This window comes from Verminephrobacter aporrectodeae subsp. tuberculatae, from assembly GCF_026127385.1.
GTDB classification, from domain to species: Bacteria; Pseudomonadota; Gammaproteobacteria; order Burkholderiales; family Burkholderiaceae_C; genus Acidovorax; species Acidovorax aporrectodeae.
Map to the genome: position 1 here is coordinate 1,249,982 of NZ_QZCX01000002.1, position 26,795 is coordinate 1,276,776.

Genomic DNA, 26,795 nt, shown 5'->3' on the forward strand with positions numbered 1-26,795 from the left:
ACGAGGAACCCCCACCATGGAACACACCCTGCCCCCGCTTCCCTACGCCATCGACGCACTGGCACCGCACTACAGCCAGGAAACCCTGGAGTACCACCACGGCAAGCACCACAACGCCTACGTGGTGAACCTGAACAACCTGCAAAAGGGCACCGAATTCGCATCCATGGCGCTCGAAGAAATCGTCAAGAAGTCAAGCGGCGCCATCTACAACAACGCGGCCCAGATCTGGAACCACACGTTCTTCTGGAACTGCATGGCCCCGCAGGGCGGCGGTGAGCCCTCGGGCGCGCTGGCCGCCGCCATCACCGCCAAGTGGGGCAGCTACGCGGCCTTCCGGGAGGCGTTCGTCAAGAGCGCCGTGGGCAACTTCGGATCGGGCTGGACCTGGCTCGTGAAAAAGGTTGACGGCAGCCTGGACATCGTCAACACCGGCGCCGCCGGAACGCCGCTGACCAGCGCCGACAAGGCATTGCTGACCGTGGACGTGTGGGAGCATGCGTACTACATCGACTACCGCAACCTGCGTCCCAAATTCGTCGAAACCTTCCTCGACAAGCTGGTGAACTGGAAGTTCGCACAGGCCAACTTTGCCGCTTGATCCGGCCGGTCACGGGCGCTGGAACGGCGCGCCGCCGAGCTTGGCGCCGGCCCGGATCCCCCTTTGGGCAAACCAGCCCTGGTTCATCTCCAGCACATAGCGCACGGGCTTGGCAGAGCAGTGCTCGTCCAGCGCCCGGGGCTGCATGTCCTCCAGGTTCACGATGCTGCCGTCGTCCGCAACGAATGCGGCCGTGAGCGGCAGCAGCGTGTCCTTCATCCAGAAGCACTGCCGCGCGGGCTGCTCGAAAACGAACAGCATGCCCTCGTGCTGCGGCATCTGCTTGCGGTGCATGAGCCCGATCTGGCGTTCCCGGGGCGCGAGCGCGACCTGGGCGTCGATGCGGTGCAGGCCCGCGCTGAGTTCGACCCGGCGCAGATCCAGCTGCGGCCCTTCCTGCGCCGCGAGCACGCTGGCCACCAGCGTCAGCGCTGCTGCGGCGCGGCGTGCGAGGCGGGCGGCGGCCGTGGAGGGCAGGGGGGCGGGGGGGAGAGCGGTCATGGGCGCGGCTTTCGGATGGGCATGGACAAGGAATGGACGGCGCTGCGGGCGCTGGGCCCGGGCGCGCAACGATAGCAGCGCCGAATGCCGTCAGCGGGTGCGTCGATGGATTCGCGTGGCGCTGCTGCCGATAGTACGGCGCAGCGCAGGCGGGGCGCTACCATTGCGCACCCGATCCCCGGCGCCGCTGCCCCTGCCATGACCCACACCACCGAATTCGCCCCCGGCCTCGTCGTTCAGGGCGTCGTGCCCCCGCTGTCCCTGTCCGGCTACAAGCTCATCGCCTTCGACATGGATTCCACCCTCATCAACATCGAGTGCGTGGACGAGATCGCCGACGCCGTGGGCCGCAAGGCCGAGGTCGCAGCGATCACCGAGGCGGCCATGCAGGGCGTGATCACCGACTACAAGGAAAGCCTGCGCCAGCGCGTGGCCCTGCTCAAGGGCGTGCGCGTGCAGCACCTGGAGCAGGTGTACGCGGAGCGCCTGCGCTTGAATCCCGGCGCCAGGGAACTCGTCAGCGCCGCGCAGGCCGCGGGCCTGAGCACGCTGCTGCTGTCCGGCGGCTTCAGCTTCTTTGCCGACCGCGTGCGCGCGGTCCTGGGGATCGACTTTGCCCGCTCCAACGTGCTGGAGGTGGAAAACGGCCAACTCACCGGCCGCATGCTCGACCAGGTCTGGGGCGACATTTGCGACGGCGCGCAAAAGCGCCGCACGCTGCTGGAACTGGCGTCGCTCATGGGCATTTCGCCGGCGCAGACGATTGCCGTGGGCGACGGCGCGAACGACCTGCCGATGATGGACGCTGCGGGCCTGTCCGTGGCCTACCACGCCAAGCCCGCCGTGCGCGCGCAGGCCAAGGTGGCCATCACCCGGGGCGGGCTCGACCGCCTGCTCGAGGTGCTGCGCTGAGCGGCCCCCTGCGTCTTGCTCCCTGCGCTTGGGCGCCCATGGCATCCACCACCGACCCTCCGCCCGATCATCCGCGCCCCCGCGGTCCGGCCGACCTGTTCTGGTCCTTCAGCTGGCTCGCGTTGCAGGGCTTTGGCGGCGTTCTCGCCGTGGTGCAGCGCGAGTTGGTCGAGCGCAAGCGCTGGCTGAGCAACGAGGAGTTCGTCGAGGACTGGGCGGTGGCGCAGATCATGCCCGGGCCCAACGTGGTCAACCTGAGCATCATGCTTGGCGACCGCTATTTCGGTCTGCGCGGCGCGCTCGCCGCGTTCGCCGGCATGCTGACGCTTCCGCTCATACTGATGCTGACATTGGCCGTGGCGTATGCCGGGCTCGCGAGCCAGCCGGCAGTCGCCGGTGCGTTGCGCGGCATGGGCGCCGTGGCCGCAGGGCTGATCGCCGGGGTGGGAATCAAGCTCTTCGTCGCGCTCGGCAAGCACCCGCTGGGCCGTCCATGCTGCGCGCTGCTGGCGGCGCTGACCAGCGTGGCCATGGTCGCACTGCGGCTGCCGCTGTTCTGCATCCTGCCGGTCCTGGGCGGCGCAGCCTGCGCGCTGACCTGGAGAAAGCTCGCGCCATGACCCCCGCCGTGCAATTTGCCGCGTTCGGCGCAAGCGACTGGTTGCAGCTGTTTCTGTACCACCTGTCGCTCTCGCTGCTGACGGTGGGCGGCGTGCTCCCCGTGGCACCCGAGATGCACCGCTTTCTGGTCGAGCGGCAGGCTTGGCTGAGCGACCCGCAATTCAGCGCGTCGATCGCCATCGCGCAAGCGGCCCCCGGCCCGAACGTGCTGTTCGTCGCCCTGCTGGGTTGGAACGTCGGGATCAACGCGGGCGGCGGCGGCATCGCCAGCGGACTGCTGGGCGCTCTGGGAATGGCCCTGTGCATGCTGGGCGTGCTGCTGCCCAGCAGCCTGCTGACCTGGAGCGCCGCCCGCTGGGGCCAGCGCAACCGCGCACGGCGGGCCGTGCGCGCCTTCAAGCAGGGCATGGCGCCGGTGGTGATCGGCCTGCTGCTGGCCACCGCCTGGGTGCTCGCGCGCGCGCATGGCGTGCCTGCGACCGACTGGCCCCTGTGGCTGCTGAGCGCCGCGAGCATGCTGCTGGTATGGCGCACCCGGCTGCACCTGCTGTGGCTGCTCGGTGCCGGGGCGCTGCTGGGCGCGCTGGGCTGGGTGTAGAGCGTGTCTGTCCTTGCTACCGGCGCGCCGCGTCACCCCCCATGGCCCTGACCCTCGATTCCTCTGCCATCACCCACGGCATACAGCTCGCAGTGGCGCCGGTGTTCCTGCTCACGGCCGTCGCCGGAATGATCGGTGCGGTGGCCAGCCGGCTGGCGCGCATCATCGACCGCGCCCGTGTGGTCGAAGACCGCGCCGGCGCCGATCCGGAGCTCCTGGCCCGCGCGCACGGCGAACTCGCCGAACTGCGGCTGCGCGGGCGGCTGGCGAATGGCTGCATCGGGCTGCTCACCCTCTGCGCGTTCCTGATCGGCGTGACCATCATCCTGCTGTTCCTGGGCGAGACCACCGACTTCCAGGGCAGCCGGCTCGCCGTGGCCGGTTTTCTGGCCGGGGTGCTGTCGTTTTTGCTGGCGCTGGTGTGTTTTCTGGCCGAGACGCTGCTGGCCACCCGGCTGCTGAACTTTCCCCTGCTGCGCGCAGGGGCGAAGGACCGGGAAAAGCGCTGAGAGCGTGTGCATTCTTCATGGCTCAGGATCAGGCGTGGTGCCTCCATATCGAAAGAACCCCCATGTCTCTCACCGGTAAACACATCCTGTCTTGCGACCTCTTCGACAGGGACATGCTGGAGGAACTGTTCCTCCTGGCCGACCTGCTGCAACCGGTCGCGCGGGGCCACAGAGTCTGCCGCGTCCTCGAGGGTGCGGTGCTGGGGAGTCTGTTCTTCGAGGCGAGCACGCGCACCCGTCTGAGCTTCGACTCGGCCTTTCTTCGGCTCGGCGGCGCGGTGTCGGACACCACCGGGGTGACCGTCACGTCGATTACCAAGGGCGAGTCGCTGGCCGACACCAGCCGGGTGGTGAGCGGCTACTTCGACGTCCTGGTCGTGCGCCATCCGGACGAACAAGCCGTGCACGAGATCGCGAGCGCCACCCACGTCCCCGTGCTGAACGGCGGCAACGGCGGGGGGGAACATCCCACGCAGGCACTGCTCGACCTGTATACGCTGCGCAGCGAATTCGCGCGCATGGGCAAATCGCTCAAAGGCAGCCGCATCGCGCTGATCGGCGACCTGCGCCATGGGCGCACCGTCCACTCCCTGCTGCGCCTGCTGAGCCTGTACGAAGGGCTGAGCATCGTCTGCGTGTCCCCGCCCAGCTTGCCCATGCCGCGCGAACTGCTCGACCGGGCCGCTCGCCGCGGGCACCGGATCGAGGAGACGGACAATGCGCCGGTCGGTCTGAAGGACGCGGACGTGGTCTACGCCACGCGCATCCAGAAGGAACGGTTCACCTCCACCGAGACGGCGTTCGACTACAGCGCAGACTTCCGCGTCGACGGCGCATTGGTGAACGGCGTCTGCAAACCGGAAGTGGTGATCATGCACCCGCTGCCGCGCGACAGCACCGCTGGCGCGAACGACCTCAGCAACGACCTCGACCAGGACGTGCGGCTGGCGATCTTTCGGCAGACTGATGCCGGCATCCCGACCCGCATGGCGCTGTTCGCCTCCGTGCTCGGCGTAGCCCATCAAGTGGGGTCCTCATTGCGCGACGCGGACTGGTATCGACCGAAATACATCGGCCCCAACGACGCCCCTTTCTATTCGCTTCAATGACGCAAGCGAACTACGGCCGGTTTTCCGCCGGTGTATGCTGCCGGCCTCCCATGCAGACCATTGCCATCACCCAGGGCGACCCCGCCGGAATCGGCCCCGAGGTCGTGGTCAAGGCGTTTCGCGACGCACCGGACACGCTGCGCGGCTGCTTCGTTGCAGGCGATCTGGCGACCCTGCGGCGCGCCGCGCAGACGATCGGGCACCCGGGTTTTCCGGGGCTTCCCGTGGCACGCATCAGCGCTCCCGAGCGGGCGCTGGAGATGCCGCCGCGCTGCGTTCCGGTGCTGCAACTGCCGGGAATCCCGGGCCCCCAGCCCTGGGGGCAGATCGGCGCCGCCGCGGGACGTGCCGCCGCCGCCAGCGTGCTCTGGGCGGCACGCGCTGCGCTGCGCGGCGAGGTGGCGGCGCTGGTCACCGCGCCGCTGCACAAGCAGTCGCTGGCAGCGGCGGGCCTGGCCTTTGCGGGGCATACCGAGCTGCTGCAGGCCGAGGCCGCAACGCACCGGGGCCTGGCGCTGGAGCAGATGCCGGTGCGCATGATGCTGGTGAATGACGCGCTGCGCACCGTGCTGCTGAGCGTCCATGTGTCGCTGCGCGACGCCATCGCGGCGCTCAGCTTCGACAGGCTGTTGCAGACCTTGCACATCACGCACGCCGCGCTGTCGCGCAGCCTGGGGAAGGCGCCGCGCATGGCCGTGGCGGGACTCAACCCCCACGCGGGCGAGGGCGGCTTGTTTGGCCGCGAGGAGATCGAGGTCATCGCCCCGGCGATCGCCGCCGCGCGCGCGCAGGGTCTGGACGCGCAGGGGCCGTTTGCGCCCGACACGGTCTTCATGCGCGCGCGCGCAACGCCGCAGCATGCCGCCGCATTCGACGTGGTGATCGCGATGTACCACGACCAGGGGCTGATCCCGGTGAAGTACCTGGGCCTGGACAGGGGAGTGAACGTGACGCTGGGGCTGCCCCTGGTGCGCACCAGCCCCGACCACGGAACGGCCTTTGACATCGCCGGGCAGGGGGTGGCGGACGCCACCAGCCTGATCGAAGCCGTGCGCATGGCGCGCGCGCTGGCGGCGCAGCCCTCCAGCACGCACGCCTGAAATCGGCGCGCAGCGCGCAGCAGCAGGCCACTCCCGGGCGTGCAGGGGACGTGGGCCCGGAAAATACCCCTTTTCACTCCGCTACAATTGCCGGTTGACTCCCACCCAGCGATGTTCATCGAGGCTTCCCATGAGTGACATTCCAATCGACCCCGAAAAACGGACATGGCTGATTGCCTCCGGCTGCGCCGGGGTGGTGGGCGGCGTGGCGACCGCGGTTCCGTTCGTGAGCAGCTTCCAGCCCTCCGAGCGCGCCAAGGCTGCGGGTGTCGCCGTCGAGGTGGACATCTCCGCGCTCAGGCCCGGGGAAAAACTCACCGTGGAATGGCGCGGCAAGCCGGTCTGGATCGTCCGGCGCACGCCCGAGCAACTCGCCGAACTGCCCAAGCTCGACGCCCAGCTTGCCGACCCCGAATCGAAACGCAAGCCCGCCGAGCTGACCCCCGAGTACGCGCGCAACGAGGCGCGATCGATCAAACCGGAAATCTTCGTCGGCGTCGGCATCTGCCCGCACCTGGGTTGCTCGCCCTCGGAGCGCTTCCAGCCCGGCGCCCAGCCCTCGCTGCCCGACGACTGGAAGGGCGGCTTCCTGTGCCCCTGCCACGGCTCCACGTTCGACATGGCTGGCCGCGTCTACAAGAACAAGCCCTCGCCCGACAACCTCGAAGTGCCCCCCCACATGTACCTCTCCGACACGCGCCTGCTGATCGGTGAAGAAAAGAAGGCCTGAACGGAACGCGCCATGGCTGAATTCAAGGAAATCTCCCCCAACGCCCCGGCGGGAGCGAAGCTCGCGAACTGGCTGGAAAACCGCTTCCCGACCGCGTTCGACGCCTACCGGACGCATATATCGGAGTACTACGCTCCGAAGAATTTCAACTTCTGGTACATCTTCGGCTCGCTCGCGCTGGCGGTGCTGGTGATACAGATCGTGACCGGAATTTTCCTGGTCATGCACTACAAGCCCGACGCCAGCCTGGCGTTCGCCTCGGTCGAGTACATCATGCGCGACGTGTCCGGGGGCTCGCTGATCCGCTACATGCATTCCACCGGCGCGTCGGCGTTCTTCGTGGTGGTCTACCTGCACATGTTTCGCGGCCTGATCTACGGCAGCCACCGCAAGCCGCGCGAGCTGGTCTGGATTTTCGGCTGCGCGATCTTCCTGTGCCTGATGGCCGAGGCCTTCATGGGCTACCTGCTGCCCTGGGGCCAGATGTCGTACTGGGGCGCGCAGGTGATCGTGAACCTGTTTTCCGCGGTCCCCTTCATCGGCCCCGATCTGGCGCTGCTCATCCGCGGCGACTACGTGGTCGGCGACGCCACGCTGAACCGCTTCTTCAGCTTCCACGTGATCGCCGTTCCGCTGGTGCTGCTGGGTCTGGTCGTGGCGCACATCTTGGCGCTGCACGACGTGGGCTCGAACAACCCCGACGGCGTGGAAATCAAGGGCCCGAACGCGCCCCGGGACGCCAACGGCAAGCCGCTCGACGGCGTTCCCTTCCACCCCTACTACACGGTGCACGACATCTTCGGATTCAGCGTGTTCCTGATGGCGTTCAGCGCCGTGGTGTTCTTTGCGCCCGAATTCGGCGGCTATTTCCTGGAGTACAACAACTTCATTCCCGCCGACCCGCTCCAGACCCCGGCGCACATCGCTCCGGTCTGGTACTTCACGCCGTACTACTCGATGCTGCGCGCCATCACCAGCGAGATGGTGTACGCGCTCATCGCCTGCGTTCTGGCCGCCGCCGGCCTGGGCGTGCTGAAGGCAAAACTGCCCGGCGTCGTGCAGGCAGGAGTCGTCGGCACCACCGTGGTGGCCGTGGCGCTGATGCTGTCGATCGACGCCAAGTTCTGGGGCGTGGTGGTGATGGGCGCTTCGGTGCTCATCCTGTTCTTCCTGCCCTGGCTGGACCGCAGCCCGGTCCGGTCGATCCGCTACCGCCCCGACTGGCACAAATACCTCTACGGCGTCTTCGTGATCAATTTCCTGGTCCTTGGCTACCTGGGCGTGCAGCCACCGTCGCCCATCGGGGAGCGCGTCTCGCAACTGGGAACGCTGTTTTACTTCGGCTTCTTCCTGCTGATGCCCTGGTGGAGCCGCATCGGCGAGCCCAAGCCCGTGCCCGAGCGCGTGCGGTATGTGGCGCACTGATCCCGGAGAGCCACGCACCATGAAAAAAATCATCCGCACGCTGATCGCCGCATTCGGCTTGGCTGCCGGTGTCGTGCACGCCGCCGGCGACGAGGCCATCTCCTGGGACCGGGCGCCGAAGCAGACCACCGACTTGGCGTCGCTGCAGAACGGCGCCAAGCTCTTCGTCAACTACTGCCTGAACTGCCATTCGGCCGCGTTCATGCGCTTCAACCGCCTGCGCGACATCGGCCTCACGGAGCAGCAGATCAAGGACAACCTGCTGTTCACCACCGACAAGGTCGGCGAGACCATGAAGGCCGCGATCGACCCCAAGCAGGCCAAGGAATGGTTTGGCGCCAACCCGCCCGACCTGACCCTGATCGCGCGCTCGCGCGCGGGCCACGGCGGAACGGGCGCCGACTACCTGTACACCTTTTTGCGCAGCTTCTACCGCGACGACACCAAGGCCACCGGCTGGAACAACCTCGTGTTTCCGAGCGTGGGCATGCCGCATGCCCTGTGGCAGTTGCAGGGCGAGCGCCACCCCGTGTTTGAAGAGCATGAAAGCCACGGCCACAAGACCCGGGTGTTCAAGGGCTGGGAGCAGGCCACGCCGGGAAGCATGACGCCCTTGCAGTTCGACGAGAACATCGCCGACTTGGTGAACTACCTGCAATGGATGGGCGAGCCGGGACAAAACACCCGCCGGCGCGTGGGCGTGTGGGTGCTGATCTTCCTGGGCCTGCTCACGCTCACCACCTGGAGGTTGCACGCCGCCTACTGGAAGGACGTCAAGTAACGTAACGCGCCGAGGCACCTCGCGCGAAATCGCGTGGGGTGTTTGGGGACATGAACAGAGTGGGCGTGCTCCCACTCTTTTGATTTTTAGGAGCCTCCCACCATGATGGTGCTTTACTCGGGTACGACCTGTCCCTTTTCCCACCGCTGTCGTTTCGTGCTGTTCGAAAAGGGCATGGACTTCGAAATTCGCGATGTCGATCTGTACAACAAGCCCGAAGACATCGGCGTGATGAATCCCTACGCCCAAGTGCCGATTCTGGTCGAGCGCGACCTGATCCTGTACGAGTCGAACATCATCAATGAATACATCGACGAGCGCTTTCCCCACCCCCAGCTCATGCCCGGTGACCCGGTCGATCGGGCCCGCGTGCGCCTGTTCCTGCTAAACTTCGAAAAGGAGTTGTTCATGCATGTGCACGTGCTCGAGTCGCGCGCGACCAAAGGCAATGAAAAAGCGCTGGACAAAGCGCGTTCGCACATCCGCGACCGTCTGACGCAGCTGGCACCGGTGTTTCTGAAGAACAAATACATGCTTGGCGACAGTTTCTCCATGCTCGACGTAGCGATCGCGCCGCTGCTGTGGCGCCTCGACTACTACGGAATCGACCTGAGCAAGAACGCCGCCCCACTGCTCAAATACGCCGAGCGCATCTTCTCGCGCCCGGCGTACATCGAGGCGCTGACCCCTTCCGAGAAGGTCATGCGCAAATAATCCAATCCATCCCCACTGCCGCATTCACCATGACCGCACAGGAAACAACGTCCACGCGTCCCTACCTCATTCGCGCGTTGTACGAATGGTGTACCGAAAACGGCTTGACGCCCTACGTCGCGGTGCGTGTGGACGACTCCGTGCACGTGCCGTACGAGTATGTGAAGAACGGCGAGATCATCCTGAACGTCAGCTACGACGCGACCAGCGCGCTGCAACTGGGCAACGAGTTCATCGAATTCAAGGCCCGGTTCGGCGGCAAGCCGCGCGAGATCCGGGTTCCCGTGGGCTGCGTGGTCGCCATCTACGCGCGCGAGAACGGCCAGGGAATGGCGTTTGCGCCGCCTTCGGACCGGTCGGCCAGTGACTTCGCGTCGCCCGGGCCTGCGCCCACCGACGCGCTGCCGTCGCAGACCCGCATGGTCCATCTGGTATCCAGCGACGACAACCCGGAGGGGGACGATCCCCCCCGACCTCCCCCGATCCCCGGCGGCACCCGCCCCGCGCTCAAGCGGGTCAAGTAAGCCCCTTGGACATCCTTGGCACGATATTTGGGCGCGATAGAATCCCGCCTGCGCCGGTTTAGCTCAGTGGTAGAGCAACCGCCTTGTAAGCGGTAGGTCGTCAGTTCAATCCCGACAACCGGCACCATTTATCTGCGCCGCTTTCCGCCTTCATGATGGCTGCCAAGCGGCAGGGGTTTCAGGTTTGGACTTTCAAACGAATCGCGTTGACTTCCCAGCCCCGGCTGCGCAGGTGCGCCTGCAAGGCGGGCAGCAGCTGGCGCATTTTTGCCGCTGCGGCGTTGCCCCTGACCAGCAGGCACCAGTTGTCTGCATCGATCGGGCCCGGCTGTATCGCCGGGCGCAGCGCCGCAGGAATCAGCGATTCGATGGCCCTGAGCCGATCACGGGAGTCGCGCGCCAGCGCCGCGAGCTTGGCCAGCGCGGGGGATTCCTCGCTGGCCTGCTGCAAGGTGACGGCGTGGTGGCGGCGATGCATGGTGTGGTGCCTTCGGGCGGGGAGGGTTGCAAGTGCACTTGATTATCATGGACACCCGGCTGGCGCGTAGCCGGGCCATTCATCTGTCGGGCATGCGTTTGCTGCTCGCGGGTCTGGCGCTGGTGCTGGGCCTCGTGCTGCTCGCGGTGAGTGTGTACCACGGGGTGTTTGCGCGCGGCGCGCGCGCGGACTGGTCCGGCGTCGGCCCGCTGGCGCGGCTGTCGGTGAGCGACGGGGCGACCGAGCGCGACCGCTTCATGCGCGCGAATCTTGACGCCATGGCGCGCCGCGTGGGGGAAATGCAGGCCCGCGTGCTGCATCTGGAGTCACTGGGCGAACGCGTTCTGGGTCTGGCCGGAATGGCGCCCGCAGACATCCCGAAAACCGATGGCCGTGGCGGCGTGCTGGTGGGCGCGCACCAGCTGTCGCTGCAAGAGCTCGGGTCCATGCTCGACGACCTGGAGCGCCTTGCCGGCCAACGCTCGGACCTGATGACCGTGCTCGAATCGCGGCTGCTCGACCAGCGCATCCGCAAGCAGATGATTCCCACCCAGGAGCCCGTCGCGGGGCGGCCCGCGGGCTCCGGTTTTGGTTGGCGCATAGACCCGATCACCGGCCAGTCGGCGCTGCACACCGGCCTCGACTTCCAGGCCGACGCCGGAACCCCGATCCTGGCGGCCGCAGGTGGCGTGGTGGTCACGCAGGAATACCATCCGGCCTACGGCAACATGGTCGAAATCGACCACGGCAACCAGTTGCTCACGCGCTACGCGCATGCGTCGCGCACGCTGGTCCGGCAGGGCGACATCGTGCGCCGGGGGCAGAAGATCGCCGAGATCGGCAGCACGGGGCGCTCCACCGGACCGCATCTGCACTTCGAGGTTCTGGTGCAGGGGGTCTTCCAGGACCCGCAGAAGTTCCTCAGCGCCGGCGCCGCGGACGGCGCCGCGCAGTTGGCCGCCCGGTCGGCAGCAGCGGGCAGGTAAAATCGCCGCCGCGGTGTTTTCTGTCCGGATGATCCCGGTCGGAAACCCACCCGGACCCCACAATTTCATCCAAGGAATTTCGGTCGTTTGGCGCGCTGGACGGCAGCACGCCGGCGGCCCTGCGCGCATGGTCACCCAGCTTCTCACCAAAATATTCGGCAGCCGCAACGACCGGCTGCTCAAGCAATACCGCAAGACGGTGGTCCGTATCAACGCGCTCGAGCCCGAGTACGAAAAGCTGTCGGATACGCAGTTGCGCGCGAAGACGCAGGAGTTCAAGGAGCGCGCGGCCCGGGGCGAGGCACTCGACAGCCTGCTTGCCGAGGCCTTTGCCGTGGTGCGCGAGGGCTCCAAGCGCGTCATGAAGATGCGGCATTTCGACGTGCAGTTGCTCGGTGGCATGGCGCTGCATTTCGGCAAGATCGCCGAAATGCGCACCGGCGAGGGCAAGACCCTGACCGCAACCCTGCCGGTGTACCTCAACGCCCTGTCGGGCAAGGGCGTGCACGTGGTCACCGTGAACGACTACCTGGCCCAGCGCGACGCGCAGTGGATGGGGCGCCTGTACGAATTTCTGGGTCTGAAGGTGGGGATCAACCTGCCCCTGCTGTCGCGCGAGGAAAAGCAGGCCGCGTACCGCGCCGACATCACCTACGGAACGAACAACGAATACGGCTTCGACTACCTGCGCGACAACATGGTCTACGAGGCGCGCGAGCGCGTGCAGCAAGGCCTGCATTTCGCCATCGTCGACGAGGTGGACTCGATCCTCATCGACGAGGCGCGCACCCCGCTGATCATCAGCGGCCAGGCCGAGGACCACCGGGCAACGTACATCGCCATGAACCTGGTCGTTCCCTTGCTCGTGCGCCAGGAGGGCGAGGCCGACCCGCGCACCGGCGAGGGCGTGACCCAGCCCGGCGACTTCACGCTCGACGAAAAAACGCACCAGGTGTTCCTCACGGAGCAGGGCCACGAGAGCGCCGAGCGCATCCTCGCCAGCCAGGGCCTGATCGCCGAGGGCGCGTCGGTGTACGACCCGGCGAACATCGCGCTGATGCACCACCTGTACGCGGCGCTGCGCGCCAGGCACCTGTACCACCGCGACCAGCACTACGTGGTGCAAAACGACGAGATCGTGATCGTCGACGAATTCACCGGCCGCCTGATGCCGGGCCGCCGCTGGAGCGAGGGCCTGCACCAGGCGGTCGAGGCCAAGGAGGGGGTGGAAATCCAGGCCGAAAACCAGACGCTGGCGTCGATCACGTTCCAGAACTATTTCCGTCTGTACGGCAAGCTCGCCGGAATGACCGGAACGGCCGACACCGAGGCCTACGAGTTCCAGGAAATCTACGGCCTGGAAACCATGGTCATTCCCCCGAACCGCCCGAGCCGGCGCGACGACCAACTCGACCGCGTGTACAAAACCACCCGCGAAAAATACGCTGCGGCGATCAGCGACATCCGCGAATGCCATGAGCGCGGCCAGCCGGTGCTCGTGGGAACCACGTCGATCGAGAACTCCGAGGTCATCGACCAGCTCCTGAACAAGGAGGGCCTGCCGCACCAGGTGCTCAACGCCAAGCAGCACGCCCGCGAAGCGGACATCGTCGCGCAGGCCGGTCGCGCCGCAATGATCACCATCGCCACCAACATGGCCGGCCGGGGGACGGACATCGTTCTCGGCGGCAACGTCGAAAAGGACGTGGCCGCGATCGAGGCCGACGAGACCCTGTCGTCGGCCGATCGCGCAACCCGGATCGCCGCATTGCGCGCGCAGTGGGAGCTCGACCACGAGAAGGTCAAGGCCCTGGGCGGCCTGCGCATCATCGCCACCGAGCGCCACGAATCGCGCCGCATCGACAACCAGCTGCGCGGCCGCTCGGGCCGCCAGGGTGACCCCGGATCGTCGCGCTTCTACCTGAGCCTGGACGACGCGCTGATGCGCATCTTCGCGGGCGAACGCGTGAAGGCGATCATGGACCGCCTGAAGATGCCCGACGGCGAGGCCATCGAAGCCGGAATCGTGACGCGCAGCATCGAATCGGCGCAGCGCAAGGTCGAGGCGCGCAACTTCGACATCCGCAAGCAATTGCTCGAGTACGACGACGTGGCCAACGACCAGCGCCGGGTGATCTACCAGCAGCGCAACGACATCCTGGACGTGAGCGACCTGTCGGACGTCATCGCGGCCATGCGCGAGGACTGCCTGACCGACTTGGTGCGCCAGTACGTTCCCGCCGAATCGCTGGAAGAGCAGTGGGACCTGCCGGCCCTGGAAAAGCTGCTCGCCGACGAATGGCAGCTGCCGATCGCCCTGCAGCAGGAACTGCAAGCCGACAGTGCCATGAACGATGAGAAGATTCTCGACAGGGTGCTGCAGGCGGCCCGCACCGCCTTTGACGCCAAGGTCGAACAGGTGGGCCGCGAGAACTTCACGCAGTTCGAGCGCATGGTGCTGCTGCAAAGTGTGGACTCGAACTGGCGCGACCACCTGAGCGCGCTGGACTACCTGCGCCAGGGAATCCACCTGCGCGGCTACGCGCAAAAGCAGCCCAAGCAGGAGTACAAGCGCGAGTCCTTCGAGCTGTTCCGCCAGCTCATCGACGAGGTCAAGAACGACGTCACCAGGACCCTCATGAAGGTGCAGGTCCAATCGCAGGCGCAGCTCGATCAGGCCGCGCAGGACCGCCGCGCCGAAGGCATCACCAACGTGACCTACACCGCGCCCACGGAGACCGGCGAGGCCGAGACCACGGCGCAGGCGCAGATGATGGCGCTGCCCGAGGAGAGCATGCGCGTGGGCCGCAACGCCCCCTGCCCCTGCGGCAGTGGCAAGAAATACAAGCACTGCCACGGCAAGCTGGCCTGAGCCGGCGCGCCCCGGTTTTCCCGTTCATCGGCCGCCGTTTTTCAGAAAGTCCCCCATGCCCGTGAATCTCCTGGCCCCCGTCGCCGCCGACCTGCAACCGATTGCCGGCGTGCGCATCGGCGTTGCCCAAGCCGGTATCCGCAAGGTCGGGCGCAAGGACTTGAGCGTGTTCCTGCTCGACGAGGGCGCGAGCGTGGCGGGGGTCTTTACCCAGAACCGCTTCTGCGCCGCGCCGGTGCAGATCTGCCGCGAGCACCTGGCCAGCGGCCAAGCCATACGCGCCCTGCTGGTGAACACCGGAAACGCGAACGCGGGCACCGGCGCCGACGGCCTGGTGCGCGCGCGCGCCAGCTGCACCGCGCTGGCGCGCAGGCTCGAACTCGCGCCCGAGCAGATCCTGCCGTTCTCCACCGGCGTGATCATGGAGCCCCTGCCGCATGAGCGCATCGAGGCGGCCCTGCCTGCGGCCCTGGCCGACGCGCGGCCGGAGCACTGGGCGCGTGCCGCCGAGGCCATCATGACCACCGACACCCTGCCCAAGGCCTGCTCGGCGCAGCTGCCAATCGGCGGCGCCACGGTCACCATCACGGGAATCAGCAAGGGCGCGGGGATGATCCGCCCGAACATGGCGACCATGCTCGGCTTCATCGCCACCGACGCCCGCGTGCACCCCGCAGCGTTGCAGCAACTGGTGCACGCGCTGGCCGAGGACTCGTTCAACCGCATCAGCATCGACGGCGACACCTCGACCAACGACTCCTTCATGCTGCTCGCCAGCAACCAGGCCGCGCACGCTCCGATCACCGACTTGGCCAGCGCCGAGGGCCAGGCCCTGGCCGCGGCCATGCTCGGCGTGGCGCAGAAGCTGGCGCAGGCCATCGTGCGCGACGGCGAGGGCGCGACCAAGTTCATCACCGTGCGCGTCGAAGGCGGCCGGAGCGGCGCCGAATGCCGCCAGGTGGCCTACGCGATTGCCCACTCGCCGCTGGTCAAAACGGCGTTCTACGCGAGCGACCCGAACCTGGGCCGCATCCTCGCGGCCGTGGGCTACGCGGGAATCGCCGACCTCGACCCGGGAGGAATCGACCTGTACCTGGACGAGGTGCACGTGGCCGCGCACGGTGGGCGCAACCCCGCCTACCGTGAGGAAGACGGCCAGCGCGTGATGCAGCAAAGCGAGATCACGGTGCGCGTGCTGCTCGGCCGCGGGAGCGCGGCGGACACGGTCTGGACCTGCGACCTCGGCCATGAATACGTCCGCATCAACGCCGACTACCGGTCATGACCCTCCTCCCATGCAGCGCACATGAATGAAAAATTTGAGCATCTGATCGAGCGCGCCGAGCAACTCTTCGCGCGCATCGAGTCCATCCTGCCCCGAAGCCTGGGCGCGCCGGACTGGTCGGCCGCGATTGCCTGGCGCTACCGCAAGCGCAGCAGCGGGCATGGCACGCTGGAGCCGGTGCGCCACCTGGCGGCGATGCGCCTGGCCGACCTGCGGGAGATCGACGAGCAAAAGGAGAAGATCGAGCGCAACACCCGGCAGTTCGTCGCCGGCAGACTGGCGAACAACGTGCTGCTCACCGGCGCGCGCGGAACGGGCAAGTCCTCGCTCATCAAGGCCTGCCTGAACGCCTACGCACAGCAGGGCCTGCGCCTGATCGAGGTCGACAAGACCGACCTCACGGACCTGCCCGACATTGTTGACGTGGTGTCCGAGCGGCCGGAGAAATTCATCGTCTTTTGCGACGACCTGAGTTTTGAAGACGGCGAGCCGGGTTACAAGGCCTTGAAATCCATCCTCGATGGATCGGTGGCCGCAGCCACGCCGAACGTGCTGATCTACGCCACCAGCAACCGGCGCCACCTGCTGCCCGAGTACATGGCGGAAAACCTGGCGCATACCCGCGCCGACAACGGCGAAGTGCACCCCGGCGAGGCGGTGGAAGAGAAGGTCTCGCTCTCGGACCGCTTTGGCCTGTGGCTGAGCTTCTACCCCTTTGGCCAGGAGGAGTACCTGGCCATCGTCGCCCAGTGGCTCGCGGCGCTGGGCGTGGACGCTGCGGCGATTCCCGCGGCCCGTGCGCAGGCGCTGCTGTGGGCGCTCGAGCGCGGATCGCGCAGCGGCCGCGTGGCCTACCAGTTTGCGCGCGACTACGCGGGGCGCCACGGTGACTGAGGCCACCCCGGCGCCCGCGCCCGGCGCCGGACGCGGGCGCACCGAGGTGGCGGTGGGAATCCTGCTGCGCGCCGACGGCGCGGTGCTCCTGTCCACCCGCCCGCCGGGCAAGCCCTGCGCGGGTTACTGGGAGTTTCCGGGCGGCAAGATCGAGGCCGGAGAGACGGTCGAGCAGGCGCTGCGCCGGGAACTGATCGAAGAACTGGGCGTGACCATCGGCCCCGCCAGCGTCTGGAAAATTACGCAGCATGACTACCCGCACGCGCTGGTGCGCCTGCACTGGTGCAAGGTCCGGCAATGGACCGGAGAGTTTGAAATGCGCGAAGGCCAGTCCATGGCCTGGCAGCAGATGCCCCCGACGGTAACCCCCGTGCTGCCCGGCGCCTACCCGGTCCTGCAATGGCTCGCCGAGGAGCGCGGCCAGCGGTTTGCCATCGAAGAAGCGCAACGGGCTGGCGGTGCTGCCTGAGCAAGAAATGCAATCCATGCATTCGCGCCCAGGGCAAGAGACCAAGCAAGGGTTAACACGTGCCGCCGGGTTTTACGCCAGATGGCTGGCGGCCATGTCTTTGTCACCGTGTCCCTGGGCCAGGGCGCGTTCGAAGCGCTGCAGGCCGGCGATGGCGACGTCGGCCTTGATTCCAGTTTGGCGCGCGGCTTCAGCAATGAGCCGGCTGTCCTTCACGGCGTTGTCCACGCTGAAACTGGGCATGTAGTTGTTGGACAGCATGGCCGCCCCCTTGAGCTGAAAGTACGCGCAGTCCATCGGCCCGCCGCTGACCACGTCCATGACCTGCGCCGGATCCACACCCAGCCCCTTGGCCAGCGCCAAGCTTTCGGCCAGGCCATGGGTCAGTGCGAAGGCCCAATGGTTCAGCGCCAGTTTCAGGCGGCTGCTCTGCCCGGCATGCTCGGATACCCACAGCGTGCGCTTGCCGATGGCGTCGAACAACGGCTGCACCGCCGCGCGCTGCGCGAGCGGACCAGAGGCCAGAATCACCAACTGGGCCAGTTCAGCCGGTTGGCGAGTACCTTGCACCGGCGCATCGTAGTACACCAGCTGCTGCCGGGCAGCAAGGCCAGCCAACTGCTCAGCCGCGACCATCCCGACGGTGCTCAATTGCAGCCAAATGGCGTCCGGCGCAAAGTGACCGCTGCCTGCGGCCATGACAGAGGCGACGCCATCTCCATCTTTCAGCACGGTCACGATGTGGCTGGCTTGGCTGACCGCTTCGGCCACGCTCGTGCATACCTGCAGATTCTGTTCGGCAAGCGCCTGTGCCTTGGCAGGGGTCCGGTTCCACACCTTGACCTTGAAGCCCTTGGCGGAGAGGTTGCGCGCCACTGGCGCACCAATTGGGTATTTCGGCGAGCGTGACCATCCATTTCGGCATCGTGACCGCCGATTTCGGAACCGTGACCGCCCATTTCGGTGACGTGACCGAGGGACGACTGATCACCGTTTGAAGGTGCTCGTCAGCCTGTCAAGGGCGCTGGTGCTGGTGTTGCGTATGAACCACGGGTTTGGGCATAGCGTCGCGGTCTTTTGGCCGCAGCGCATATGCCACAGCAACGAATCAACATACGCATGATCAAAGACATCCTCAGACTCAAGTACAGCGCCAAGCTGTCGCATGAAGCCATCGCGCGCAGCCTCGGTATCTCCAAGGGGGTCGTGGCCAAGTACCTCGGCATGGCCGGCGCTGCCCGGCTCGATTGGGCCGCAGTGGCCGAACTCGACGAGGCCGGACTCGAACGCCGGCTGCTCGGGCGCAGTTCGGCCGAGACGGCGGTGATCCAACCCGACTTCGCCCATGTCCACATCGAACTGCGCCGCAAGGGCGTCACGCTGATGCTCTTGTGGCAGGAGTACCGCGCTGCCCACGAGGGCCGACGCACCTGGGCCTACACCCAGTTCTGCGAGCACTACAAGACCTTCACCAAACGGCTCAAACGCTCGATGCGCCAGCACCGACGCGCTGGCGAGAAACTGTTCATCGATTACGCCGGCTCCACGCTGGCGTTGGCCGACGGCTCACGCGCGCAGGTGTTCGTGGCTGCGATGGGAGCATCGAGCTACACCTTTGCCTGCGCTACCACCGATCAGAGCATGCGCTCGTGGCTCGCTGCCATGGCCCGTGCGCTGGCTTTCTACGGTGGCGTGCCGCAATTAATTGTGCCCGACAACCCGCGTGCACTCGTCTCCAATGCCTGCCGCTACGAGCCCCAAATCAACGAGACCGTGCGCGACTTCGCCCGCCACTACGGCGTCTCGATCCTGCCGGCACGCCCGTACTCGCCCCAGGACAAAGCCAGCGCCGAATCGGCCGTGCAAGTCGTCACCCGCTGGATTGTGGCCCGGCTGCGCCACCAGGTGCTGGCCGACGTACACGCTGCAGACGCAGCGCTCTCGGCACTGCTGCCTTCACTCAACGAGCGGCCCTTCCAAAAGCTCGATGGCAGTCGCGCCAGCCTGTTCGCCGCGCTCGACAGTCCGGCGCTGACGAGCCTGCCGGCGCAACCCTGGCAGTGGGCCATCTTCAGGACCGTCAAGGCCCACATCGACTACCACGTCGAGGTCGAGCGCCATCGCTACAGCGTGCCGCATGCGCTGGTGGGTTTGGAACTGCAGGTGCGCATCACCGACGCGCTGGTGGAGGTGCTGCACCGCGGTCAACGTGTGGCCAGCCACGTGCGCAGCAACCAGCGCGGCGGCTTGACCACGCGCGATGAGCACATGCCCGCAGCCCACCGGGCGCACAAGCAGTGGACGCCCGAGCGGCTGATCCACTGGGGTCAGGGCATCGGTGCGAACACGGGCCAATTCGTCGTGCAGTTGCTGCACAGATTCCGTCATCCCGAGCACGGTTATCGCAGCTGCCTGGGCCTTCTGAGCTTGGCCAAGCATTACGGCCCGCAACGCCTGGAAGCGGCCTGCACGCTGGCTCTGGAGTTGCACGCCGGGCACTACCGCCATGTGCGCGAGATTCTGTTCAACGGACGCGACCTGATCGCGCGCAATCACAGCGCGCCCGAGTGGGTGGCACCCGCGCACGAGAACCTGCGCGGCGCGGCCAACTACCAATGATGCGTGTCGTCACGCGGACTGCCGACGGCACCGAATTCCCCGAACCAGAGAACCCGAACATGATGATGAACAACACCCTGGCGCAGCTGCGCGAGCTCAAACTCGTAGGCATGGTCAGCGCCATCGAAGAGCAACTGAGCAGCAGCGCGAGCACCACGCTGAGCTTTGAGGAGCGGCTGGCGCTGATGGTCGATCGGGAGGTGCACCATCGCACCGACAAGCGCCATGCGGCCCTGCTCAAACGGGCACGGCTGAAGTACCCGCAGGCCTGCATCGAAGACGTGGACGGCCGTGCCGGGCGCGGCTTTGAGCGGCCAGCGCTGATGAGTCTGGCGCTGTCGCGCTGGGTCGAGGAAGGCAGCGCGCTGCTCATCACCGGCCCCACCGGCTCGGGCAAGTCGTGGCTGGCCTGTGCGCTGGCGCAGTACGCGTGCAGGCGCGGGCAATCGGCGCTGTATCTGCGCGTGCCGCGACTGGCCGAGGAACTGCGCATCCTGCACGGCAACGGCGGCTTCACGCGCTGGCTGGCGACGCTGGCGCGCACCGACGTACTGCTGCTCGACGACTGGGCGCTGGCAGGGCGATGTCCCAGTCGTAGTTGGAACTTGAGGCGGCGGTTTCCGGCGAATTCGACAGAATCGGATTTGCCAACGTCAACTGAAGAACCGAAGGAAACCGCCATGAAGGATCGTAAGTCAAAGAGCAATCTGAAGGTCGTGCATCGCAACGACAGGGCACAGGTCAAGCGGGTGCTGGCCGACAGCGGCCAAGCGCTGTTGCCGATGCTGGAGTTGATCGAAGGAGCGCGAGCGAGCATCGAGGAGCTGATGCATGAAGCGGCCGTTGGTCTGGTCGAGCAACTGCTGGTGCTTTCAGCGCAGGACCTCGCTGGTGCCAAGCAACGTGGTCGCGAGGCGGGGCCGGTGCTGTGGCACGGCGCCCAGCGCGGCGTGATTGGCTTGGCCGAGCGGCAGTTGCGCGTGCAGCGTCCACGGCTGCGCGACAAGAACGGGCGCGAGGTGCGAGTGCCGGCCTATGAGCGGCTGCGCAACCATGCGGATGCTGCGACGCGCGTGCGCGATATTCTCATTGCAGGCGTCTCCACGCGTCGCTACGCGCAGGTGCTGCCCGAGGCAGCGGGCACGGTGGGGGTATCCAAGAGCGCCGTCTCTGGGCACTTCGTGGAGGCCAGCGCCGCGCAACTGGCCCAGTTCAACGAGCGCAGCCTGATCGATCTGAAGGTGCTGGTGATCTACATCGATGGCATCATCGTGAACGGCCACCATATCATCGCCGCGCTGGGCGTGGACGATGCCGGCGACAAGCATCTGCTGGGCCTGAGCCTGGGGGCCAGCGAGAACGCGCAGGTGGTCAAGGACCTGCTGCGCCGACTGATCGAGCGCGGACTCGACGCCACGCTGTCGTACCTGTTCGTGATCGACGGCTCCAAGGCGCTGCGTAGCGCCATCGACGAAATGTTCGGCAAGCAAGCACGTGTTCAGCGTTGCCGCACGCACAAGCTGCGCAATGTCCTGGAGCGGTTGCCCAAGACCGAGGCCGCGCAGACCAAGGCGGTGATGACGGCCGCCTACAAGCTGGGCGCCAAAGAGGGCATGGCCAAGCTGCAAAAGCAGGCGCAGTGGCTGCAGCGCGAGCATGCCGGCGCGGCTGCGTTGTTGCTGGAGGGCTTGGAGGAAACCTTCACCGTCAATGCCCTGGGCCTGCCGCCTTCGCTCACGCGGTGCCTGTGCACGACCAACATTATCGAGAATCCCAACGGCATCGTGCGGCGCACGAGCCGGCGCGTCACGCGCTATCGCGATGCCGACATGGCGCTGCGCTGGACGGCTGCAGGGTTCATCGAGGCACAGAAGTCGTTTCGCAAGATCCAGGGGGTCAGGGACCTCTGGATACTGGAGACTGCATTGGGCCGCCGCAACTCCGACTCTGACCTTGCCGAGCCAAGGGAGGCCGCATAATCTCACGCCCCGCCGTCACAGGTTGCAACTATCTGGGGGACATCGCCCCCAACCCGCTACGACGACGCATCGCCGTGGGGCGATGGAGGAATTGCCGTGCGATTGGCCTCAGCGACAAGGTTCGGAGCGCTGGCGGCTATGCTCGCTTCGATATGGGTCAGCACGGTTTCGATCATGCGCCGGAGATGCGGCACAACGCGACCGGCGGTTGCAGGCAAATAGGCGAATGGCCAGCTCTCCTGCATGTAGCTGCATTGCGTCATCTCCAACTGCACCGCGTGGATGCCTCCCACCGGATCGCCATACTGGCGTGTGATGTAACCGCCCTTGAAGCGACCATTCAGCACTGCCGTGTATCCGGCCGCAGCGCTGGCGATGCTCAGGAGCGCATCAGCCAATGGCTGCTCGCAACTCGTGCCATCGGCCGTACCCAGATTCAGATCGGGCAGTTTGCCGTCGAAGAAGCGTGGGAGCACCGAGCGGATCGAATGTGCGTCCCACAAGGCGACGGCGCCATGCGTTGCTCGGAGACGATCGAGCTCGTTTCGCAGCGCCCGGTGGTAAGGCTGCCATACGGCTTCACGCCGCGCCGCAATTTCTCCCTCGCCCGGTAGATCTGCCGCTTCATAGACGGGTGACTGGTCGAACGTGTCGATGGGGCAGAGTCCGGTCGTGTCCTGGCCGGGGTAGAGGTTCTGGTTGTCAGGCGGTCTGTTCAGGTCGATCACGTAGCGCGAGCGCGTGGCGACGAGCACGGAAGCGCCGAGTTCGGTGACAGCAAAGTCATAGAGCCGTTCGAGATGCCAGTCGGTGTCGGGTACCCGGCGCGCTTCGGCCGTGAAGCGTGCCGCGAGCCCGGGTGGCACGTGTGTACCGACATGCGGCATCGAGATCAGCAACGGGCGGGTGCCTTGGCGCAAGCGGAACGCGGGCTCGGTGGTGTCGAAGTTCATCGGGCAATCTCCAGACTTTGCTCGGTAGGCCAGCACGGCACGCATGCCAACAGTGCGGCCGCAACTGTCGACGCGAATGCCATGCTGATCTGCTCGTCTACCCACCAGACGCCTTCACCCTCGAGCAGAAATTGTTGGTCGCCCTCCCTGCGCCCGTCTATTTCCACTGCTTCTCGTCATTCACCCAGAGCCCACCGGGTAAGCGTCCCGGCTTGATGAAGGCGTCGACGACATTACCCAGGACGGTCGAGACGTTGTTGTTGAAGCCGTTCACGGGAAGAGCTTGGCCGAACGCGATGGAACCGCCGCAGAACACCGCCCCGTTGTTGGGCGATCCGAAATAGGTCATGTCGGCGCGAATACGATAGTCCTGCGAACCGCTCAGACCCGGATAGGGATAGAGAATTTCCTCGATCGACAGCAGGTAGTTGTCACTGTGGCCACCTGAAGACGCGATGATGCGAGTGTGCGGTGGTGTCCCGAGGGTGAGGTCGTAGCGATCGAGCTCCAGGCCTGCCGCGCCGCCGTAAGCGAGGCCGCTGTCTCCGATCATCTCGCCTTCCACACCTTTCATGATCCAGTCGACAGTGCGGTGGTAGCTGTCGGGCATGCGTCGATACGGACGGCTCGTCTCGAAGCCCTCCGCGATGAAGCCGACGCCGAACGTCTTTTGCGGTGGCCGCCCCAAGTTTTTCCACAGGCCGCTCTTCTGACCGGTAGTCGCAAGGTAGTGCTCGCCGGGACGCGCGTTCCAGGCGCGCATCCCCGAGTCGCACTTGCGCACCTCCATGACTGACGGCGCGTCATCACGAAATGCGACGTTCCAGTAGTAGCCGTTACCGCCCATGTAGACATAGCGGCCGCCAGTGGCAATGAAGTCTTCGGTGGCGTCCAACATGCGCTCGGAGTAGTACTCCGGGTGGGTGCCGCTGATGACGCACGAATATGTCTTCAATGCGGCAACACCTTCGCGGTGCAGATCTTCGTCGGTCAGCACCTCGTAGTCGTAGCCCTTGTGCTCCAGCCACGCGACGATCGAGAGATCGGCCGGAAACTGCCAAGTCACGCCCATGCTGGAAATGCGGTGCTTGGGCCGCATGTTGACGATCGGGCGGCGGTAGGAGCTGTAGCAGACGCCATTGCCGTCTGACCAGTGATCGTAGGTCGAGAGGCCAAACTCGTCCTTCTTGTACATCTCGATGTCGATCTCGGTGACGATCGGTGGTTGCCCCGTCATTGGCTGGATGATCTGTGCGTCGAAGCTCAGGTGCTCATTCCCGTAGGCCATGTAGCTGGCGGTCGGAATCAGCAGCGCGAGGGGCGCCCTTGCGACCTTCGGACGCACGAAGAAGACGATGTGCTCCTCGGCCAAACCGATGCCTGGGCCGGCGCGCAAGCGCATCGCGTAGACGCCGCTCTTCATCTCCGCCGGCAATGTGACCTGCTTCGTGCGCTCCCAGTTGCAGTCGATCATCGCGTCGGCGTGGAATTCGACGCCGCCGTATTCTTTCGGGTTCAAGCGGAAGCAATCGTTGTGACCGCTCCAGTTCCAGCCGGTCTGTGCGCGGACGGGTCGGTTGTAACCCTCGGCATGCAAGCCGTGCGGGCCGGCATCGTGCACGGTGTCACCGATACCCTGATCGGTGTAGCCGATCGAGGTGTCCCAGTAGGCGACCAGGTCCTTGCGGTCCGGCTCGCCACCCTTCATCAGGTAAGCCAGTTCGTCGCGAGTCAGCGCGCGATCCCACACCATCGGGCGATCGACCTTGCCGGAGTACATCTGCGAGACGAAGCGACCGCGCGACTCGTGCCAGTCTTGCGAGCCGGCGATCAGGAAGGGGGTCTCCGGCAGATTGCGCTGCCGGAACCGGAAGATCTCACCGACGTGCGAGCGGTAGTCGATCGGACAGACCGCTCCGAGCAGGCTGTTGTAGCGATTGGCCACGCTCTCATGGTGCACGGTGGCACGGCCGCTCGACGCGTCGAAGGTGGCCGCGACGAAATACCACTGCCGCGCCATCATCGGGACTTCAGTCTGCACGTAGTCGACTTCGCCATTGCCGCCGACCCAAAATTCGAGGTGACCGGCCGGATTCAATCCGAGCGCATAGCCTTCGTTTTTGACATTGTCCCAGCGGCCCATCATGGCCTGCCGCACGCCCGCCAGCGGCAGGCCTGGGAAGATGAACGCGCACAGTGTGATGCTTCCGTCGAGCGCGAGCTTGTGCTGCGGATCGGCAACTCGCAGGAACGAACCCACCTGTGTGTACTGCTTCTTCACTGCCCACGCGCCGTTGCCTTCGCAGCCGATCTCCTCATCGAGATACCCGGGCCCACTCGGGTGCTGGTCGCCGTGAATCAGCCGCACCAGCTGCGCCTGAACCTCGCGCGTTCCGTCGGCCGTGACGTGAAAGTCGATCGTGTCTCCCGGTCGTACCGAGATCTGATCGGCGTAGCCGAATAGTTTGACGTTTGCCATAGGGGCTCCGGGGTTCCTCAGGACTCCATCAGGTCTTGCACACGGCGCAGAAATACACCGTGGTAAGCCTCTTCTTGCGTAGCGTGGATCTTGTCTTCGACGATGCGCGGCGCGACACCGCGGTGCCCGGACAACGCGACGATGCGATACGCCTTGAACGGCTCGACTGCGACGATCGCGTACTTGTCGTTCAGCGGTGCGCGGCGGAAGTACAGCAAGAGCCGTTCGAGTGGCTCGCTGTGCTGGCCAAGCGGGCAGCGGCGATGCTCTTCGATCAACTCAGCCGAGACCAACTTCTTCAGGTAGTCGCGCTGCATCTTGTCGTAGCGGCGCCAATAGAGCATGTCCTTGTCGAGGGTTTCAGTGGCTTCTTCGGGTAGCATTTCGCCTCCTTTTTCGGAACGGATCGAGCGCCTTTCGCTCTTCTTCTTGTCCCGCCAGGCGCGGAACTGCTGCTTGATGCCGAACAGGCCCTGACGCAGGAACAACACCACGCCGAGCATGATCAAGCCGATCAGAATCAGCCGGATCGGGCCGAGCGGCATCAAGGCCTTGTCGAGAAATACGACGATCAGCGCACCGACGACGGCGCCTTCGGCGCGCCCGATGCCGCCAATCACGAGCATGCCCAGACCGAGCAACACGGTGTCGAAACTGAAGATCGAGAACGCCACCCCGCGGTAGTGCGCCGTATAAAAGCCACCGATGAAGCCGAGCGCGATCGACGAGATCACGAACACCATGATGCGTGCGCGCCGGAAGTTCACGCCGGTGGCTTCGGCAAACGCCTCGCGCTTTTCCGGCGCCATTCGCAGGATGCGGCCGAGCCGCGTGCCGTTGACTGCACGGAACAATGCCAATGCGAGCAACATCAGCACCAGCGCTGCATAGAACGCGAGTAGCGACTGGTTGTCGGCAGTCCATGATTCTGGGATGTAGGTGTCCGCTCCGTAGAGACCGCCGCTGGCCGAACCAAACGCCTTCGACTGCAGTGTGTAGACGCGACACAGTTCATTCAGGCCGATCGTCAGCAGGGCGTAGTAGAAGCCGTCCAGCCGCGTCGCTGGGATCGCGATGATCATGCCGAAGACGAGTCCGATCCCTCCGCCTAAGAAGGGCAGCAAATACCACGGAATATGTAGATAGATTGACAACCACGCCGTGCCGAATGCGGCCGATCCGACCACCGCGTAGCTCGCCAACGAGTAGATGCCGGCTGTGCCGATGATCAGCATCCAGCACAGGTTGATGGCGGCGTAGATCGCAAAGATCGCGCCCGCCGCGAGCAACGTGCCGCGAAAATCCGACGGCAGATACAGCGGCATCAGGAAGAGTGCAGCCAGCCCCATCATCCACCAGATCGGCCGCTTGTCGACGATGGTCTTCTCGCGGCGCAAGGTCTTCGGGTTGTACTCGCCGCGGATGTGCAGAATCCGGCGACGCGTTGGCCAGTAGCGAATCTTGTTCCACAGCGAGTCGCCGTGCCCGCCCCATTTGTAGTAGTAGCGCAGGCGGCCTACCGGCAGCATCGGCGCCTTCGATTCACGGGTCGCGTTCCAGGGTTCCTGCGGCGGGCGATAAGGATGCGCCGGGGTCTCCGCCTCGGCCCGATCGACTCCCCAGCCGAATAATGGATTGCGCCAGATGTTGCTCATG

At 65.8% G+C, this 26,795-nt stretch carries 25 protein-coding genes, 1 tRNA gene and 1 pseudogene; 21 read left to right on the forward strand and 6 right to left on the reverse strand.

Annotated elements, in window-relative coordinates; genetic code table 11:
- The first annotated feature begins 16 nt into the window (after positions 1–16).
- Positions 17–601 carry a superoxide dismutase gene (locus D5041_RS13740; protein WP_265284946.1) on the forward strand — a complete coding sequence of 195 codons (585 nt, stop codon included), beginning with the start codon at positions 17–19 and terminating at the stop codon, positions 599–601.
- 9 nt (positions 602–610) lie between these two features.
- On the opposite strand, the gene D5041_RS13745 is transcribed toward D5041_RS13740, so the two are convergent.
- Entirely contained in the window at positions 611–1,102 is a 492-nt protein-coding gene (locus D5041_RS13745; protein WP_010100548.1) for a DUF192 domain-containing protein, read from the reverse strand.
- Between the two features lie 198 nt (positions 1,103–1,300).
- On the opposite strand from D5041_RS13745, the gene serB reads away from it, so the two are divergent.
- The 12 genes from serB to D5041_RS13805 all read left to right on the forward strand — a co-directional run bounded on the left by serB (position 1,301) and on the right by D5041_RS13805 (position 10,252).
- Positions 1,301–2,014, forward strand: a complete 714-nt coding sequence (gene serB / locus D5041_RS13750) for a phosphoserine phosphatase SerB (RefSeq protein WP_265284947.1) — start codon at positions 1,301–1,303, stop codon at positions 2,012–2,014.
- A 38-nt stretch (positions 2,015–2,052) separates the two neighbouring features.
- The gene (locus tag D5041_RS13755) at positions 2,053–2,634 is read left to right on the forward strand and encodes a chromate transporter (RefSeq protein WP_010100546.1); all 582 of its coding nucleotides are present in this window, start codon (positions 2,053–2,055) and stop codon (positions 2,632–2,634) included.
- Entirely contained in the window at positions 2,631–3,233 is a 603-nt protein-coding gene (locus D5041_RS13760; protein WP_010100545.1) for a chromate transporter, read from the forward strand. The genes D5041_RS13755 and D5041_RS13760 overlap by 4 nt, the downstream gene beginning before the upstream one ends.
- Positions 3,234–3,274: 41 nt before the next feature.
- Complete coding sequence (locus D5041_RS13765) at positions 3,275–3,742, forward strand: DUF2721 domain-containing protein (RefSeq protein ID WP_010100542.1); 468 nt, start codon at positions 3,275–3,277, stop codon at positions 3,740–3,742.
- Positions 3,743–3,804: 62 nt separating this feature from the next.
- Positions 3,805–4,851, forward strand: a complete 1,047-nt coding sequence (gene pyrB / locus D5041_RS13770; RefSeq protein ID WP_265284948.1) for an aspartate carbamoyltransferase — start codon at positions 3,805–3,807, stop codon at positions 4,849–4,851.
- A 50-nt stretch (positions 4,852–4,901) separates the two neighbouring features.
- Positions 4,902–5,951, forward strand: coding sequence for a 4-hydroxythreonine-4-phosphate dehydrogenase PdxA (gene pdxA / locus D5041_RS13775; protein WP_265284949.1), 1,050 nt, complete (start codon positions 4,902–4,904; stop codon positions 5,949–5,951).
- Between the two features lie 130 nt (positions 5,952–6,081).
- Positions 6,082–6,681: a ubiquinol-cytochrome c reductase iron-sulfur subunit gene (gene petA, locus D5041_RS13780; protein WP_265284950.1), complete on the forward strand. Its 600-nt coding sequence runs from the start codon at positions 6,082–6,084 to the stop codon at positions 6,679–6,681.
- A gap of 12 nt (positions 6,682–6,693) precedes the next feature.
- Positions 6,694–8,106 carry a cytochrome b gene (locus tag D5041_RS13785; protein WP_265284951.1) on the forward strand — a complete coding sequence of 471 codons (1,413 nt, stop codon included), beginning with the start codon at positions 6,694–6,696 and terminating at the stop codon, positions 8,104–8,106.
- A gap of 19 nt (positions 8,107–8,125) precedes the next feature.
- Complete coding sequence (locus D5041_RS13790; protein ID WP_265257028.1) at positions 8,126–8,887, forward strand: cytochrome c1; 762 nt, start codon at positions 8,126–8,128, stop codon at positions 8,885–8,887.
- 102 nt (positions 8,888–8,989) lie between these two features.
- Positions 8,990–9,601: a glutathione S-transferase N-terminal domain-containing protein gene (locus D5041_RS13795; RefSeq protein ID WP_010100144.1), complete on the forward strand. Its 612-nt coding sequence runs from the start codon at positions 8,990–8,992 to the stop codon at positions 9,599–9,601.
- A gap of 29 nt (positions 9,602–9,630) precedes the next feature.
- Positions 9,631–10,125, forward strand: a complete 495-nt coding sequence (locus D5041_RS13800; protein ID WP_010100143.1) for a ClpXP protease specificity-enhancing factor — start codon at positions 9,631–9,633, stop codon at positions 10,123–10,125.
- 52 nt (positions 10,126–10,177) lie between these two features.
- Positions 10,178–10,252, forward strand: a tRNA-Thr gene (locus D5041_RS13805).
- Positions 10,253–10,303: 51 nt separating this feature from the next.
- Here D5041_RS13805 and D5041_RS13810 read toward each other — a convergent pair.
- A complete protein-coding gene (locus D5041_RS13810; protein ID WP_010100142.1) occupies positions 10,304–10,603 on the reverse strand; it encodes a hypothetical protein in 300 nt (99 codons plus the stop codon).
- A gap of 32 nt (positions 10,604–10,635) precedes the next feature.
- Here D5041_RS13810 and D5041_RS13815 point away from each other — a divergent pair, with 32 nt between their 5' ends.
- The 5 genes from D5041_RS13815 (at position 10,636) to D5041_RS13835 (ending at position 17,109) form a co-directional block, all read left to right on the forward strand.
- On the forward strand, positions 10,636–11,589 hold the full coding sequence (locus D5041_RS13815) for a M23 family metallopeptidase (protein ID WP_265284952.1): 954 nt from the start codon (positions 10,636–10,638) through the stop codon (positions 11,587–11,589).
- 127 nt (positions 11,590–11,716) lie between these two features.
- The gene (gene secA / locus D5041_RS13820) at positions 11,717–14,461 is read left to right on the forward strand and encodes a preprotein translocase subunit SecA (protein ID WP_265284953.1); all 2,745 of its coding nucleotides are present in this window, start codon (positions 11,717–11,719) and stop codon (positions 14,459–14,461) included.
- A 55-nt stretch (positions 14,462–14,516) separates the two neighbouring features.
- Positions 14,517–15,746 carry a bifunctional glutamate N-acetyltransferase/amino-acid acetyltransferase ArgJ gene (argJ, locus tag D5041_RS13825; protein WP_265257025.1) on the forward strand — a complete coding sequence of 410 codons (1,230 nt, stop codon included), beginning with the start codon at positions 14,517–14,519 and terminating at the stop codon, positions 15,744–15,746.
- Between the two features lie 21 nt (positions 15,747–15,767).
- Positions 15,768–16,640: an ATP-binding protein gene (locus tag D5041_RS13830; RefSeq protein ID WP_265284954.1), complete on the forward strand. Its 873-nt coding sequence runs from the start codon at positions 15,768–15,770 to the stop codon at positions 16,638–16,640.
- A complete protein-coding gene (locus tag D5041_RS13835) occupies positions 16,633–17,109 on the forward strand; it encodes an NUDIX domain-containing protein (protein WP_265284955.1) in 477 nt (158 codons plus the stop codon). Before D5041_RS13830 ends, D5041_RS13835 begins: the two co-directional genes overlap by 8 nt.
- Positions 17,110–17,181: 72 nt before the next feature.
- On the opposite strand, the gene D5041_RS13840 is transcribed toward D5041_RS13835, so the two are convergent.
- Positions 17,182–17,985 (reverse strand): NAD(P)-dependent oxidoreductase, encoded by an 804-nt coding sequence (locus D5041_RS13840; protein WP_265284956.1) that lies wholly within the window; start codon positions 17,983–17,985, stop codon positions 17,182–17,184.
- 216 nt (positions 17,986–18,201) lie between these two features.
- Between D5041_RS13840 and istA the strand changes: the two genes are divergently transcribed.
- From istA to D5041_RS13855, 3 genes and pseudogenes are all read left to right on the forward strand, one after another.
- Entirely contained in the window at positions 18,202–19,728 is a 1,527-nt protein-coding gene (istA, locus tag D5041_RS13845; protein ID WP_265284957.1) for an IS21 family transposase, read from the forward strand.
- Positions 19,729–19,787: 59 nt separating this feature from the next.
- Positions 19,788–20,306 (forward strand): annotated as a pseudogene (locus D5041_RS13850) (ATP-binding protein); the annotation flags it as partial.
- Between the two features lie 102 nt (positions 20,307–20,408).
- Positions 20,409–21,707: an IS256 family transposase gene (locus D5041_RS13855; RefSeq protein ID WP_265284376.1), complete on the forward strand. Its 1,299-nt coding sequence runs from the start codon at positions 20,409–20,411 to the stop codon at positions 21,705–21,707.
- 56 nt (positions 21,708–21,763) lie between these two features.
- On the opposite strand, the gene hutG is transcribed toward D5041_RS13855, so the two are convergent.
- From hutG to D5041_RS13870, 3 genes are all read right to left on the reverse strand, one after another.
- Positions 21,764–22,660 carry an N-formylglutamate deformylase gene (gene hutG / locus D5041_RS13860; RefSeq protein WP_265257021.1) on the reverse strand — a complete coding sequence of 299 codons (897 nt, stop codon included), beginning with the start codon at positions 22,658–22,660 and terminating at the stop codon, positions 21,764–21,766.
- 157 nt (positions 22,661–22,817) lie between these two features.
- On the reverse strand, positions 22,818–25,139 hold the full coding sequence (locus D5041_RS13865; protein ID WP_265257020.1) for a N,N-dimethylformamidase beta subunit family domain-containing protein: 2,322 nt from the start codon (positions 25,137–25,139) through the stop codon (positions 22,818–22,820).
- A gap of 17 nt (positions 25,140–25,156) precedes the next feature.
- Entirely contained in the window at positions 25,157–26,794 is a 1,638-nt protein-coding gene (locus D5041_RS13870; protein ID WP_265284958.1) for a branched-chain amino acid ABC transporter permease, read from the reverse strand.
- Between the last annotated feature and the right edge of the window lies 1 nt (position 26,795).

Excerpts from the sequence above, each read along its gene's own strand:
- pyrB (WP_265284948.1), top strand. The coding sequence starts at position 3,805 with ATGTCTCTCACCGGTAAACACATCCTGTCTTGCGACCTCTTCGACAGG.
- secA (WP_265284953.1), top strand. The coding sequence starts at position 11,717 with ATGGTCACCCAGCTTCTCACCAAAATATTCGGCAGCCGCAACGACCGG.
- serB (WP_265284947.1), top strand. The coding sequence starts at position 1,301 with ATGACCCACACCACCGAATTCGCCCCCGGCCTCGTCGTTCAGGGCGTC.
- hutG (WP_265257021.1), bottom strand. The coding sequence starts at position 22,660 with ATGAACTTCGACACCACCGAGCCCGCGTTCCGCTTGCGCCAAGGCACC.
- D5041_RS13785 (WP_265284951.1), top strand. The coding sequence starts at position 6,694 with ATGGCTGAATTCAAGGAAATCTCCCCCAACGCCCCGGCGGGAGCGAAG.
- D5041_RS13760 (WP_010100545.1), top strand. The coding sequence starts at position 2,631 with ATGACCCCCGCCGTGCAATTTGCCGCGTTCGGCGCAAGCGACTGGTTG.
- D5041_RS13865 (WP_265257020.1), bottom strand. The coding sequence starts at position 25,139 with ATGGCAAACGTCAAACTATTCGGCTACGCCGATCAGATCTCGGTACGA.
- D5041_RS13855 (WP_265284376.1), top strand. The coding sequence starts at position 20,409 with ATGAAGGATCGTAAGTCAAAGAGCAATCTGAAGGTCGTGCATCGCAAC.
- D5041_RS13800 (WP_010100143.1), top strand. The coding sequence starts at position 9,631 with ATGACCGCACAGGAAACAACGTCCACGCGTCCCTACCTCATTCGCGCG.
- D5041_RS13740 (WP_265284946.1), top strand. The coding sequence starts at position 17 with ATGGAACACACCCTGCCCCCGCTTCCCTACGCCATCGACGCACTGGCA.
- istA (WP_265284957.1), top strand. The coding sequence starts at position 18,202 with ATGCCACAGCAACGAATCAACATACGCATGATCAAAGACATCCTCAGA.
- D5041_RS13765 (WP_010100542.1), top strand. The coding sequence starts at position 3,275 with ATGGCCCTGACCCTCGATTCCTCTGCCATCACCCACGGCATACAGCTC.
- pdxA (WP_265284949.1), top strand. The coding sequence starts at position 4,902 with ATGCAGACCATTGCCATCACCCAGGGCGACCCCGCCGGAATCGGCCCC.
- petA (WP_265284950.1), top strand. The coding sequence starts at position 6,082 with ATGAGTGACATTCCAATCGACCCCGAAAAACGGACATGGCTGATTGCC.
- D5041_RS13830 (WP_265284954.1), top strand. The coding sequence starts at position 15,768 with ATGAATGAAAAATTTGAGCATCTGATCGAGCGCGCCGAGCAACTCTTC.
- D5041_RS13795 (WP_010100144.1), top strand. The coding sequence starts at position 8,990 with ATGATGGTGCTTTACTCGGGTACGACCTGTCCCTTTTCCCACCGCTGT.
- argJ (WP_265257025.1), top strand. The coding sequence starts at position 14,517 with ATGCCCGTGAATCTCCTGGCCCCCGTCGCCGCCGACCTGCAACCGATT.
- D5041_RS13810 (WP_010100142.1), bottom strand. The coding sequence starts at position 10,603 with ATGCATCGCCGCCACCACGCCGTCACCTTGCAGCAGGCCAGCGAGGAA.
- D5041_RS13870 (WP_265284958.1), bottom strand. The coding sequence starts at position 26,794 with ATGAGCAACATCTGGCGCAATCCATTATTCGGCTGGGGAGTCGATCGG.
- D5041_RS13755 (WP_010100546.1), top strand. The coding sequence starts at position 2,053 with ATGGCATCCACCACCGACCCTCCGCCCGATCATCCGCGCCCCCGCGGT.
- D5041_RS13790 (WP_265257028.1), top strand. The coding sequence starts at position 8,126 with ATGAAAAAAATCATCCGCACGCTGATCGCCGCATTCGGCTTGGCTGCC.
- D5041_RS13745 (WP_010100548.1), bottom strand. The coding sequence starts at position 1,102 with ATGACCGCTCTCCCCCCCGCCCCCCTGCCCTCCACGGCCGCCGCCCGC.